Annotated in this window: 10 protein-coding genes; 2 read left to right on the top strand and 8 right to left on the bottom strand. The window is 73.6% G+C overall.

Annotated elements, in window-relative coordinates:
- The first annotated feature begins 3 nt into the window (after window positions 1–3).
- Together QSK32_RS29485 and QSK32_RS29480 are read left to right on the top strand one after the other, a co-directional pair.
- Window positions 4–1,533 carry a precorrin-2 C(20)-methyltransferase gene (locus QSK32_RS29485; protein ID WP_045742877.1) on the top strand — a complete coding sequence of 510 codons (1,530 nt, stop codon included), beginning with the start codon at window positions 4–6 and terminating at the stop codon, window positions 1,531–1,533.
- Between the two features lie 130 nt (window positions 1,534–1,663).
- Complete coding sequence (locus QSK32_RS29480) at window positions 1,664–3,247, top strand: cellulase family glycosylhydrolase (RefSeq protein ID WP_285473771.1); 1,584 nt, start codon at window positions 1,664–1,666, stop codon at window positions 3,245–3,247.
- On the opposite strand, the gene QSK32_RS29475 is transcribed toward QSK32_RS29480, so the two are convergent.
- The 8 genes from QSK32_RS29475 to QSK32_RS29440 all read right to left on the bottom strand — a co-directional run bounded on the left by QSK32_RS29475 (window position 3,187) and on the right by QSK32_RS29440 (window position 12,536).
- Window positions 3,187–4,389: a glycosyltransferase gene (locus tag QSK32_RS29475; RefSeq protein ID WP_045742842.1), complete on the bottom strand. Its 1,203-nt coding sequence runs from the start codon at window positions 4,387–4,389 to the stop codon at window positions 3,187–3,189. The genes QSK32_RS29480 and QSK32_RS29475 overlap by 61 nt on opposite strands.
- A complete protein-coding gene (locus QSK32_RS29470) occupies window positions 4,367–5,593 on the bottom strand; it encodes a glycosyltransferase family 4 protein (protein ID WP_285473770.1) in 1,227 nt (408 codons plus the stop codon). Before QSK32_RS29470 ends, QSK32_RS29475 begins: the two co-directional genes overlap by 23 nt.
- Entirely contained in the window at window positions 5,590–6,888 is a 1,299-nt protein-coding gene (locus QSK32_RS29465) for a lipopolysaccharide biosynthesis protein (RefSeq protein ID WP_285473769.1), read from the bottom strand. The genes QSK32_RS29470 and QSK32_RS29465 overlap by 4 nt, the downstream gene beginning before the upstream one ends.
- Window positions 6,882–7,760 carry a hypothetical protein gene (locus QSK32_RS29460; RefSeq protein ID WP_285473768.1) on the bottom strand — a complete coding sequence of 293 codons (879 nt, stop codon included), beginning with the start codon at window positions 7,758–7,760 and terminating at the stop codon, window positions 6,882–6,884. Before QSK32_RS29460 ends, QSK32_RS29465 begins: the two co-directional genes overlap by 7 nt.
- The gene (locus tag QSK32_RS29455; RefSeq protein WP_285473767.1) at window positions 7,757–9,679 is read right to left on the bottom strand and encodes a hypothetical protein; all 1,923 of its coding nucleotides are present in this window, start codon (window positions 9,677–9,679) and stop codon (window positions 7,757–7,759) included. Before QSK32_RS29455 ends, QSK32_RS29460 begins: the two co-directional genes overlap by 4 nt.
- Window positions 9,676–10,788, bottom strand: coding sequence for a glycosyltransferase family 4 protein (locus tag QSK32_RS29450; protein WP_285473766.1), 1,113 nt, complete (start codon window positions 10,786–10,788; stop codon window positions 9,676–9,678). Before QSK32_RS29450 ends, QSK32_RS29455 begins: the two co-directional genes overlap by 4 nt.
- Window positions 10,785–11,639: a glycosyltransferase family 2 protein gene (locus QSK32_RS29445; RefSeq protein WP_052720501.1), complete on the bottom strand. Its 855-nt coding sequence runs from the start codon at window positions 11,637–11,639 to the stop codon at window positions 10,785–10,787. Before QSK32_RS29445 ends, QSK32_RS29450 begins: the two co-directional genes overlap by 4 nt.
- A gap of 120 nt (window positions 11,640–11,759) precedes the next feature.
- Window positions 11,760–12,536, bottom strand: a complete 777-nt coding sequence (locus QSK32_RS29440; protein ID WP_045742836.1) for an L-type lectin-domain containing protein — start codon at window positions 12,534–12,536, stop codon at window positions 11,760–11,762.
- Between the last annotated feature and the right edge of the window lie 75 nt (window positions 12,537–12,611).

Raw genomic sequence — 12,611 nt, 5'->3', positions numbered from 1 at the left:
TTGATGGTGGACACCCCTACCCCTGGAAAGCTGTACGGCGTCGGGCTCGGCCCCGGCGACCCCGACCTGGTCACCGTCAAGGCGGCCCGGCTGATCGGCGAGGCCGACGTGGTGGTCTACCACGCGGCCCGGCACGGGCGCAGCAACGCCCGCGCGATCGCCGCCGGTTACCTGCGTGAGGGGCAGATCGAGGAGCCCCTGATCTATCCGGTGACCACCGAGACCACCGATCACCCGGGTGGTTATCAGGGCGCGATCGACGAGTTCTACGCCGCGTCGGCGGCCCGGCTCGCCGCGCACCTGGACGCCGGCCGGACCGTGGTGGTGCTGGCCGAGGGCGACCCGTTCTTCTACGGGTCCTACATGCACATGCACAAGCGTCTGGCCGACCGCTACGACACCACGGTCGTCCCCGGCATCACGTCGGTCAGCGCCGCGTCGGCCGTCCTCGGGCGTCCGCTGATGGAACGCGACGAGGTGCTGACCGTGCTGCCCGGCACGCTCTCCCCCGACGAGTTGGCCGCCCGGCTGGCCGGCACCGACTCGGCCGCCGTGATGAAGCTGGGCCGTACCTTCCCCGGTGTCCGGGACGCCCTGGAACGGGCCGGCCGGCTCGACGACGCCTGGTACGTCGAACGCGCCACCACCGCCCAGGAGCGGACCGCTCCGCTGCGCGACGTGGACCCGGCCACCGTGCCGTACTTCTCGCTGGCGTTGCTGCCCAGCCCGGCGGCCTCGGGCAGCATGGTCAGCCTGGAGGACGCGGTCGTCGAGCGCGCGCCCGGCGAGGGCGGCGTGACCGTGGTCGGTCTCGGTCCCGGCGACCGGAGCTGGCTGACCCCGGAGGCGCAGCAGGCGCTGGCCGCCGCCGACGACCTGGTCGGCTACACCACCTACATCGACCGGGTGCCGCCGAACCCGCGGCAGCGCCGGCACGCCTCGGACAACCGGGTGGAGGCCGAGCGCGCCGCGTTCGCCCTGGATCTGGCGAAGCGGGGCCGCCGGGTGGCGGTCGTCTCGTCCGGTGACCCGGGGGTCTTCGCGATGGCCGCCGCGGTGCTCGAGGTGGCCGAGGACGAGCAGTGGAAGGACGTGCCGATCCGGGTGGTTCCGGGGCTGACCGCGGCGCAGGCCGTGGCGAGCCGGGCCGGCGCCCCGCTCGGGCACGACTTCTGCATCCTGTCGCTCTCCGACCGGCTCAAGCCGTGGTCGGCGATCGAGGCGCGCCTGGACGCGGCGGCCTCCGCCGACCTGGTCATCGCGATCTACAACCCGGCGTCGAAGACCCGCCGGGAGCAGCTGGTCCAGGCCCGGCAGTTGCTGCTGGCGCACCGGGCGCCGCAGACGCCGGTGGTGGTCGGCCGGGACGTCGGCGGACCGGACGAATCGGTGCGGATCACCACGTTGGGCGCACTCGACCCGGAGACCGTCGACATGCGGTGCCTACTGATCGTCGGATCGTCGCAGACCAAGGCGATGACCAGGGGCGACGGCACGACCGCGGTGTACACCCCGAGGCACTACCCAGGCTGAATTCCGGGAGCACTTTGCGCAACCGTGCGCAACCGATCCGCATCGAAGGGATCCTTTCGTCAGGGGCGCGGCGACCGATCGTTCAGGTAACGACCGCGAACGGCCCCGGACGAAAGGACCTCCTCACACCGTGAAGAACGCTCGCCACTTCGCCGCGGTCCTGGCTTCCGCCCTCGCCGCCGGTATCGGCCTGATGCCGTCCGCGGCGTACGCCGCCCCCACCCCGAAGCCGACACCGTCGAAAACCACGAAGCCGGCGACGAAACCGGCCGTAACCAAGCCGGCCGTAACCAAGCCGGCCGCAACAAAACCGGCCGCAACAAAACCGGTGGTGACCAAAACCGTCGGACCGACGCTGACCGGGCGGCTGAACGCCTCACTGGTCGCCAAGACGATCAACTACTACCCGTCGGACGCCGGCTGGTCCGCGATGTGGACCCGGTTCGACGCGGTCCGGATCGAGGCGGACCTGACCAAGGCCGCCACGCTGGGCGCCGACAACGTCCGGGTGATCATCTTCCCGCAGGCGTTCGGATATCCGGCCCCGAAGGCCGAGTACACGGAACGCCTGCGCAAGTTCGTCAGCATCGCCGGCGCGGCCGGGCTGACCGTCAAGTTCACCCTGTTCGACTGGTGGTCCGGTTATGCGGACGCGACCGGCAGCGCCGCCTGGGCGAAGGCCGTCATCGCGCCGTACGCGACCGACCCGCGGGTCCTCTCGGTCGAGCTGAAGAACGAGTTCGCCCCGAACGACACCGCCGGGGTGTCCTGGGTGAAGAAGCTGATCCCGTCGGTCCGGGCCGCCGCCCCCACCATGCCGCTGTCGATGTCGACCGACGGGCAGACCGGCGCGGCCGGACTGGGGAAGATCAAGTCCCTGCTGGCCGCCGCCCCGCTCGACTTCTACGACTTCCACTTCTACGGCAGCTCCGAGCGTTCCCTGGCGGAGATCCGGCGGGCGCAGGCCGCGGTCAGCCCGTCCCCGATCGTGATCGGCGAGACCGGCCTGAGCACCGAGACGTCGAGCGAGGGCGACCAGGCCGTCTACCTGGCCCGGGTGTTCCGGGCCGCCCAGGTGGCCGGGGTCCGCTCGGTCGCACCGTGGACCCTGTACGACTTCAACGACGGCGCGATCCCGGGCAACTCGGCGGTGTCGAAGATGCCCGCACAGTACAGGTTCGGCCTGTACCGACCGGACGACACCGCGAAGCCGGCCGCCGCCGTGGTGCAGAACGCGTGGGCCGGCCGGACGATCGACAACAGCATCCTGGACCTGGGCTTCGAGGCCGCCCCGGGCAACTCGCCGTGGCGGCCGTACCTGGCCGACGAGGGCGCCGCGATCCGGGTCAAGGGGGCGGCGCGGACCGGCACGTCGTCGGTGCGCTTCACGCGTACCGAACGGACCGCCACCACCATCCCGTCGGTACGCGTCTCGCCGATCACCCCGGTGCAGGCCGGCCAGTCCTGGCACGCCGAGGCGTGGGCCCGCGGCCAGAACGTCACCGGCTCCAACGAGATGGCGCTGAGCTGGTTCGACATCAACGACAAGTGGCTCGGCCAGAACTCGTCGAAGCAGGTCGCCAAGGGCACCAGCGGCTGGACGCGGCTGACCGTGGACGCGGTGGCCCCGGCCGGCGCCACCAGCGTGCAGCTTCACCTCAAGTCGGGCGACAACGACGGTTCGGTCTGGTACGACGACGTCGCCATCTCCTGACCGACGCCGATACGTGCCAGGAGCCGGGTGTAGGCGTCGACGGTCTGCCCCCACGACGACGGATCCACGTGCCGCCGGCCGATCAGTCCGGCGGCCCGGCCGATCCCGTCGGCGATCTCCGCGGGCTGCCCGGGCGGCACGAACACCGTCCCGCTGTACCGTCCGGCCGCCTCGGTCAGCCCGCCGACCGGGGTCACCACCACCGGCAGCCCGTGGCTCATCGCGATGTGCAGCGGCCCGCTCGCCGAACTCCGCCGGTACGGCAGCACCACGATGTCCGCCGCGGCGAAGTGCTCCTGCACCTCGGCGTCCGGCACGTAGCGGTTGACCAGGCGGATCCGGTCCCGGGCCGGCGAGGCCGCGATCATCTCGACGGGCAGGGTCCAGCCCTCCCAGGTCTCGCCGACGACGGTCAGGTGATGGTCCGGTCCGAGCCGCCCGAACGCCTCGATCAGGTCCTCGAGGCCCTTGTACGGCCGGATCGTCCCGAAGAACAGCAGACGGCGCGTCCCGTCCGGCGTCCGGCCGGCGGCGGGTGTGACGTGGTGGTCGAACGGTCCGTGCAGCGCCACCTCGGCCGGGGTCGCGCCCAGGTCGTACGCGACGCTCAGCTGCTCCCGGTCGAACTCGGAGTGCACGATCACCCCGTCGGTACGCTCCAGCAGCGGCCGGATCGCGGACCGGACGTAACGGGCCGCCCATCCGAGCCGGGCCTCGCCGGTGTCCTGCACCTCGTGGAACTCCACGATCACCGGGATGCCCAGCCGTCGCGCCGCCAGGACCAGCACCAGGTACGAGTGCAGCACCGCCCCCGTCCACCACTGCAGCACCAGCACGTCCGGCCGGAACTCGCGGAGGAACCGCACGGCGCGGGCCAGGCTGGGCGCCGCCCACCAGTCGATGCCGTCGAAGACGCGGACGCCGGACGCGTACCGCAGGTCGGCGAGGGCGTGGCCGACCCGGCCGCGCCCCGGGTAGAGCCGCGCCGGGAGCAGCCGGCGCATCAGGATCGCGCCCACCTCGTGCCGTTCGGCGAGGGCGTTGCTCAGCCGGCAGGTGTAGTAGCTGATCCCGGAGAGGAACCGCCAGCCCGACCCGACCACCAGGATGCGGGTCCGCTCAGCGGGTTGCGATGCAGGCACGGTAGACCTCCTCGATCTGGGGGACGACGCGGGCCGCGGTGAACTCCAGCCCGCGCCGGTGACCGGCGGCGCGCAGCCGTCCGGCGAGGTCGTGATCGGTGAGCACCCGCAGCAGTGCGTCGTGCAGGGCGCCGGCGTCACCGGGCGGTGCCAGCAGGCCGTCGACCTCGTCGCGGACCACGTCGAGCAGGCCACCGGAGGCGGACGCGACCAGCGGCGTGCCGGCCAGCATCGCCTCCACCGCGACCTGGCCCATCCCCTCCAGCAGGGAGGGCACCACACCCGCTGCCGCGCCGCGCCAGGCCGCCATCACCTCCGCGTGCGGCACGTCGCTGCGGATCAGCACGCCGGGCGGTTCCGGCGGGGTGTCCGGGCGCCGGGCGCCCAGGCAGACCAGCCGCGGCGGGTCGGCCATCGTGGCGCCGAGCCGGCGGTAGGCCTCGAACAGCACGTCGATGCCCTTGTGCGGGCCGAGCTGCCCGACGAACAGCAGGTAGCGGCCGTCCGGCAGCCAGAGCGGCCGGGGTGTGTCCCGGGCCAGGGTGTCCAGGCCGTCCGGCACCAGACTGGAGATCACCCGGACCGGCATCCCCGCCGGCAGCCGGGCCTGCCGGACACCGTCGGCGACCGCGGAGGAGATCGCGGTCAGCGCGGTGATGCCCCGGTGTCGCTGGGCGTGCAGGGCGGTGGTGAGCAGCAGCGACCGGGGGCGGCCGTACTGCTGGGCGGCGCACGTCAGGCAGCGGGACAACCCCGGTCCGGCGCACCGGGCGCCGTCGTAGGAGAACGTCTTGCGGACGCAGGTCAGGCTGAAGTCGTGCGCGGTGTGCACGTGCGGCAGACCGAACCGGCGGTGCAGCGGCAGATAGCTGTACATCAACCAGTCGTGGCTGTGCACCAGGTCGAACCGTTCGGCGCGCAGCACCCGGGCGATGGCGGCGGTGGTCAGCGGATCCGGTGCGGTCGGGTGGAACGGTTTGGCACGGTCGGCGTTCAGGCCGGGCAGCAGACGTCCGGCGACGCTGGGGACGCGCAGCACGCGTACCCCGTTGATCTCCTCGTCGTCCTCGGCCGCGGGGGTGGCCAGGGTGAGCACGGTGATCTCGTGTCCGCGCCGGACCATGGCCTCGCCGCTGGTGGCGATGCTGCGTTCCAGCCCTCCGATCACGGGGGTGTACAGGTTCGCGAGATGCAAGATCTTCATCGCTTGTCGCTCTTCCCTGTCGGGTACGCGTGAGCGCGCACTTCGTGTCCGCCGTGCAGGACGACGGCGGCCACCAGGACCGCCGCCGCGGACTGCCCCGCGAGCCAGGCGTAACCGGCGCCGGTCACGCCGTGAACCGGGAGCAGCAGCCACGCCAGGGCGAGGCACGAGACGGCCCGGACGGCGTTGAGCCGACGGCAGCGGCGGAAGTCGGACTCCGAGCGCCAGTGCGCGACGGCCAGGTTGACCACCGCGTCCGGGATCGCCGCCAGCACCAGCACGGTCAGCAGCGGTCCGCCGGTCGCCGCGTAGGAGTGGCTGAACAGGGCGAGCAGCCGGTCACCGGCGGCCAGCAGGACGGTGGCCGGGACCCCGACCACGGCCAGGACCACCAGCGCGGCCCGGGAGAGCGGCACCCGGGAGGCGTTGGCCCGCTCGGCGTAGAGGGCGGAAGCCACCGCCGGCGAGACCATGAACAGCATCGACGCGGTCATCCAGGCCAGGTAGAAGTGGCCGGTCGCGCCCGCGCCGAGACGGGCGGTGACCAGGACCGGGAGCAGGACCGCCGGGCCGGCCTGGGCCAGGTTGACGAGGTGGTGGCCGAGCAGCGCGGTTCGCAGGTGCGGCAGCTCCGACCGGGTTCCGGCGATCCGGATCCGGGCGCCGGGACACAGCCGGCCGGGGCCCACCGCGATGGTCACCGCGCTCACCAGCAGGGTCGGCAGGACCCAGGAGAACAGCACCGCCCCGGACGAGGCGGCCCCGGTGGCCAGCACGGCGGCCAGCGCGGTGAGTTTGCCGGCCGCCAGGGCCAGGTTGCGGGTCAGCATGCCGAGGCCGGAGCGGTGTGCCACGTACACGTTGTCGAGCAGGGTGGTGAGGGTGACCGCCACCGCGGCCGCGACCAGCGACGTGCCCTCCCCCGCGCCGCGCAGGAACCCGAAGGACGCCGTCAGGCCGGGGAGCACCAGCACGGTCGCGGTGGCCAGCGCCGCCGTGGCGGACGCGGCCACCAGCAGGCCGCTGCCGACGATCCGGGACCAGGCGTCCGGGCCGGCGCCCGGCAGCCGCTGGATGAACATGTGACCGGCGCCCAGGTTCGTCAGCATGCCGACCGCGGTGGCGGCCGAGATCAGCGCGGTGGCGGTGCCGATGTGGGCGGGGGTGACGCCGCGGGCGGCGAGCATCCAGTACCCGTAGCCCAGCGCGCCGTTGACCACCGTGGTCGCCATGATCAGCAGGCTGTTGCGGGCCAGCGAGTCGTCGCGGAGACGGCCGGCCGCCGCGGTCAGCATGCGATCCGCCGCTGGGCCCGGACGCCGGGCCGGGTCGCGGCGTAGAAGCCGGCGCTCGAGGTGCCCACGCTGACGCTGACCGGGCGCAGGCAGCCGTCCGCGGGCAGTTCCGGCACCCGGATGTCGAGGGTGCGGACCGTGTCGGCGCCGAAGGTCACCGGCTGGGCGGCCACGACCACTCCGCCCACCCGCAGGCGCACCATCGCGGTGGTCACCGGCAGGCCCGCGCTGGTCACCAGGACCGGTACGCGCAGGCCACCGGCCGGGACGATGAGCGGGTGCCCGACCCGCGACGCCCAGCCCTTCAGCGCCACGCTCAGGTAGCCCGGTTCGGCGGGCCGGGGTCCGGTCCGCAGGGCCCGCAGGGCCACGACCGCGACACCCAGGGCGAGGACCACCGGCAGGGTGACGGCCAGGCCGGTCCGGACCGGACCGGGCAGGATCCGCCGGTCCGGAGCCGTCGACGCCGGGCGGTCGACGGGATGCGGGCGCCGCTGTGCCGGGAGCCCGACCGGCGCGCCCGGCAGCGGCAGGACCGTCACCCGCTCGCGGACCAGGACGAAGACGCCGAGCAGGGCGGTCAGCACGGCCGCACCGAGCACCAGCGCAACCGCGCGGACCGGGAGACCGGACGCGTGCAGCAGCAGGGCGATCAGCGGCACGGTGACCAGGCCGGTCAGGGCGGCGAGCCCGGCGCGGACGGCCGGGAACGGGCTCGGGCCGGGCGCCCCGGGCAGGGCGCGCAGCCACAGTTCGCCGAGGGCGCCGAGAGCGACGGCGGTCAGCGGGAGCGCCGCCCAGGGCCGCCCGGTGGCCGGGATCAGGGCGGCGAGCGCGGTGCCGCCGAGCAGCAGCAGACGGAGAGTGGTCATCGGATGCCCCCGTGCGCCCGCTTGCCGAGGCGGGCGAAGTCGAACCGGTAGATGGCGACGTGCGGGCCGTCGTAGACCTTGATCAGCCAGGGCAGGGTGTCGAACTTGGCGAGCTGGGCCCGGGTGAATCCGGGCTTCCCGTCGTGCGGGATCGGCTCGTTCGTCTCGAAGTAGATCTTGATGTCCGGCACCTGCTCGGCCATCCGCCGGTCCACGACCAGGTACTCGAACCTCCAGCTGCGCAACTGCTCCAGCACGGCGGCCGGCACCGGGCGCCCGGGCGGGATGCGGTACAGGTCGTAGGCCGGGAAGGTGACCGAGCCGGTGGCCGGTTCCTGCTCGCCGTACGAGCCGAAGATCAGCCCGGTGTAGCGGTCCGCGACCAGCCGGGCACCGCGGCCCTGCGTGGTGCGCAGCCAGTTCGCGGCGGCGAGCACCTCCGGGGTGCTGGCCCGGGTGTCCGAGCCGAAGACCGGCGGTCCGGGGAACCGGTAGGACGGGTTCATCCCGGCCGCGGTGTTGCCGACCAGGACCACGGCGCAGGACGCCAGCAGCGCGGGGCCGGCCGTCCGGTGGAAGCGGTCCACCAGCGCCACGATCAGCGGGGCCGCCGCGACCGCCAGCCCCAGGTAGCTGAACGCCCAGGACCGGCGGGCGCCCTCCGCCCCGGACGGGGTGAGGATCAGCAGCGTCGCCGGGAAGTACAGCAGGCCGAGCAGCAGCATCGCCGCCACCGCGGCCCGGGTCAGCGGCTCGGCGACGTGCCGGGACCGCCACCAGAGCACCGCCGCGCCGGCCAGCGCGAGCAGGGCGAAACCGGGGGCGGCGAACGCGGCGTCCTGCTCCCACCAGGGCGCGACCGACTGGCTGAACAGGGTCCGGCCGCTCTGCCCGCCGCCGGCCACCCCGCCGAACTGGGTCAGCGCCCGTCCCAGGTAGGGATCGAGGTAGTCGTCGGTACGCGGCGACACGGCACTCATCCAGACCGCCACCACCGACGCCGTCACGGAGGTCAGCGCCCAGCCGGTCCGGGTCGCGGCGATCAGGGAGCGGTCGGCGAGACAGTGCAGACTCAGTGAGAGCGCCAGCAGGCCGAGGACACCGGTGAGCCAGATCGCGGTGAGGTGGTGGGTGGCGGTGACCGTGACGGCCAGCAGCAGGGTCAGCCCGGACCAGCCGAGACGCGACGGGATGTCACCGGCGCGGACCGCCCGGACCGCGGCGGTCAGCGCCCAGACCAGGATCGTGATCGCCAGCGACTCGTACCCCAGCTGGGTGTCGAAGAAGAGGAAAGAGCTGTTCAGGCTGTACGCGCATGCGGCCGCCGCGGCGACTCTCGGGTCCGGCCAGAGCTGAGCGGTGAGCGCGGCGACGCCGAGCACCAGCAGCACGTGGGCGACCAGCAGCACCAGCAGGGCGGCGTGCCAGACCCCGAGCCCGGTGAGCGAGGCGAGCGAGGCGACGGTCGCGTGCAGACCGGGATAGTCGCCGATCACCCGGACGATCGGGTTCTGCTCGAAGAGCCGGCCGTCGAGCAGGATGTCGTGGCTCTGTCCCCAGTGGGCGTACTCGTCGTGGAAGAGCGGGCCGGCCGGGTTGCGCAGCAGTTTGGGCAGGTAGGTGAAGCAGGCGTAGCCGATCAGGACGGCCAGTCGCAGCCGGGCGCCGGACGAACGGCGCACCGCCCAGAAGACCGCCGGCAGCGTGAACACCAGCATGCCCGTCCAGAACCAGGCGAATTCGCCGCCGCTGCCCCACTCCGCCAGCCGGTACGCGACGACGAGCGCGGCCGCCCCCGCCGATCCCGCCACGGTGAGCGTGACCGCGCAGGCCACCGCCTCGGCGCGGGCCCGCCGCGGGGAGGCGGCGGGCCCGTCGTTCTGCCGGCCGGTGAGGATCCCGGCCGTCGTGGCGCTCATCGGCCGACGGCCCCCGCTTCCGCCGTCCGGGCCGGCGGCGCCGGGCGGCCGGTCACCGCGGCGTACACGTCCCGGGTCGCGGCGACCACGTCGTCCCAGGTGGGCAGTTCGGCCGTGCCGGTGCGCGGTGTCCCGGCCGCGGCGGCGAGCGCGTCCGCCAGGAGCACCGCGTCGTCCGGGTCGGCGAACCGCAGCGACACCGCGGTCCCGGCCAGCCGGGCCACCTCGCGGTGGGCCGGGATCGGCGAGGCCACCGTGGGGATGCCCGCCGCCAGCGCCTCGGCCACGGTCATCCCGAACGCCTCGTGCGCCGAGGCGGAGACCACCGCGGACGCACCGTCCACGCGGGACGCGTACGCGTCGTCGTCCAGGCGCCCGTGGAACACCACCCGGCCGGACAGCCCGAGCCGGGCGGTCAGGGTGTTCCACGCGTCGCCGGCCGGCCCGGCGCCCACCACGTCGAGGCAGTACTCCGGCCCGAGGTGCAGCATCGCCCGGATCACCCGGTCGACCCGCTTGTAGTGCTCGAGGCGGCCGGCGCAGAGGATCCGCCGGGTCCGCCCGGTCACCGGCGGGGCGGGCGGCCGCGCGTCGGTGCCGTTCGGGATGACCACGGTCCGGCCTGCGGTGCCCGGGAAGTCCCGCAGCACCAGGTCACGTTCGGCGGCGGTGACGCAGACGACCGCCGCGGACCGGTCCATCACGGCCCGTCCGAACGGGCGGTAGAGCGGGTGCAGCGCGGCCCGGAACCGGGTGTGACCGGTGCCGTGGTAGTGCGGCGTGAAGACCAGTGGCACCCGGCCACCGCCCGCGGCGCAGAGCGACACGAGCGAGTGGTAGCTGTGCGCGTGCAGGACGTCGTACTCCTCGGCGTGGGCGCGCAGCCAGCGCCAGAGCGGGACCGAGAAGCGGTAGGCGCCGGCCGGGACGGTCAGCGGGAAGCGCCGGACGCGTACCCCGTCGATCGTCTCGACCGACCGCCCGGCGGCCTGGGTGATCACCTCGACCTCGTCGCCGGCCGCGGTAAGGCCGGTGACCAGGCGCCGCACGTGGGTCTCCACCCCGCCGATGTCCGGGTGGTAGGCGTTCGCGACGATCCCGACCCTCATGAGACCTGCCGTTCCACAGCCAGCGGCTCGGTCTCCACGGCGGCACGCCGGCGCAGCGCCAGGCGGGGACGCCATTCCCGGGCGATGGTGCGCAGCACCCGCAGGCCGTCGGTGAACGCGTTGAGGTTGCTGACCCCGTGGATCCGGGAGTGCTCGAAGCTGGGCACCTCGACGATGGTCAGCCGGGCGTGGGCGGCACGCAGGTTGAGCAGGGTCTCGATCTCGAAGCCGTCACCCCAGAGCCGCCCGTCCGCGGTGTCCGGCGCCGGGGAGGTGCTGTCCAGGTCGAACGCCTCCAGGTGCCGGGACCAGAAGGCGTTGTATCCGTAGCAGAGGTCGCTGTAGCGGGTGCCGTACAGCAGGTTGACCAGCATGCTGAGGCACTTGTTGCCGGCCCGGCGCAGGCGGGTGATGTCGGCGCTGCCGCCGCGCGGGCGGAAGCGGGACCCCTTGGCGAAGTCGGCGCCGGTGCGCAGGGCGTGCACGAAGCGCGGGATCTCGCGGGGGTCGGTCGACCCGTCCGCGTCGATCATGACGATGATGTCGCCGGTCGCGGCGGCGAATCCGCAGGCCAGGGCGTTGCCCTTGCCACGGCGGTTCTGCTGGACCACGACGATGTCCGGGCGCAGCCGCCGGGCGACCGCCACCGTCTCGTCGGTGGAACCCCCGTCGACGAGCAGGATCTCGTCCACTCGGGGCAGCCGTGCGAACACGTGCGGCAGGTTGCGGGCCTCGTTCAGCGCCGGTACGACGACGCTGACCTTGGGTTCTTTGCGGGACTGGGCCGGTGGCCCGGCGAGGGTCCGCCCGGCGCCGGTCTCGCCGGGAAGCACACGGTCGACCGTGGGCATGTCTGTCTCCGATCGGGCAGGGTGGGGTCGGCCCGGGCCGGGCCGGAGGCGAACAGGTGCGAGAGGCTTCGGGTGGTGCGGTGAGGCGGCCGGCGCCACCGTGGCGGCGCCGGCGCTCGCTCAGGCGGACGGGACGTCGATCGTCCAGCCGTAGACGTCCTGGCTCGAGGTGATGTCACCGGTGCTGCCGGTGAAACCGATCCAGGCGCTGGTCACGCCGGACTCCTTGGCCAGGTCGAGGGGCCGGTCGAAGGCCACCCGCTCGGTCGCGCCCTTGCTGCGGGCACGGACGTGCACCGTCAGGTGGGTGGTGGCCGCGTCGTAGCTCAGGCGGACCTGGAACGGCCGGCCGTACAGCGGGATCGGCGCGGGCACGGTCGCCAGGTGCCGGTCGGGGTTGCCGGCCCGGGTGACGGCCAGGTGTTCACCGGCCGGGTCGTTCTGCCCGTTGCGGTAGGTGTCGAACTCGATCGCCACGCTCTGGCGGATGCCGCGGTATCCGAGTCCGCCGCCCCAGCCGCCGAGCGCCCGCGGGCCGGTGCCCTGCACGACGAACGCGATGCCGTCGGCGCCGGGCTTGCCGTGCCGGTGCATGTTGACCACGAAGGTCGTGGTGAAGGACCGCGTGAGGTCGATCTGCCGGGTCGACCAGGCGGAGCCGGCCTGCCGGAAGCTGCCGCTGGTCAGTCGCAGGAACCGGTTCCGGCCGTCTCGGTCCGCGACGACCTGTGCGGTGCCGTTGAGCGAGAGGTCGTCCAGGTGTCCGCCGCTGAGCGGGGTGACGGTGCGGTCCTGGCCGGGGGCGGCGAGCGCCGGGGGCGCCACGGCCGCCAGGGCGAGCAGGGCGGCGGCCAGGAAGCCGCCCCGCACCACTCTGGTTTTGCGAAGAGATCGCACTACATGCTCCGTTTCGGTCGTTTTGCCCGACTAGACCTGGCTTAAGGTAGGGCAGACCACGGAGCCGTGTGGGCG

The sequence above is a fragment of the Actinoplanes sp. NBRC 101535 genome, assembly GCF_030269225.1.
GTDB classification, from domain to species: Bacteria; Actinomycetota; Actinomycetes; order Mycobacteriales; family Micromonosporaceae; genus Actinoplanes; species Actinoplanes rectilineatus.
The sequence above is the reverse complement of the archived record's forward strand: the minus strand, read 5'-3'. Positions and strand labels throughout refer to the sequence as shown.

Coding starts and splice junctions, on each gene's coding strand:
- QSK32_RS29485 (WP_045742877.1), top strand. CDS start 4: ATGGTGGACACCCCTACCCCTGGAAAGCTGTACGGCGTCGGGCTCGGC.
- QSK32_RS29470 (WP_285473770.1), bottom strand. CDS start 5,593: ATGAAGATCTTGCATCTCGCGAACCTGTACACCCCCGTGATCGGAGGG.
- QSK32_RS29465 (WP_285473769.1), bottom strand. CDS start 6,888: ATGCTGACCGCGGCGGCCGGCCGTCTCCGCGACGACTCGCTGGCCCGC.
- QSK32_RS29460 (WP_285473768.1), bottom strand. CDS start 7,760: ATGACCACTCTCCGTCTGCTGCTGCTCGGCGGCACCGCGCTCGCCGCC.
- QSK32_RS29455 (WP_285473767.1), bottom strand. CDS start 9,679: ATGAGCGCCACGACGGCCGGGATCCTCACCGGCCGGCAGAACGACGGG.
- QSK32_RS29450 (WP_285473766.1), bottom strand. CDS start 10,788: ATGAGGGTCGGGATCGTCGCGAACGCCTACCACCCGGACATCGGCGGG.
- QSK32_RS29445 (WP_052720501.1), bottom strand. CDS start 11,639: ATGCCCACGGTCGACCGTGTGCTTCCCGGCGAGACCGGCGCCGGGCGG.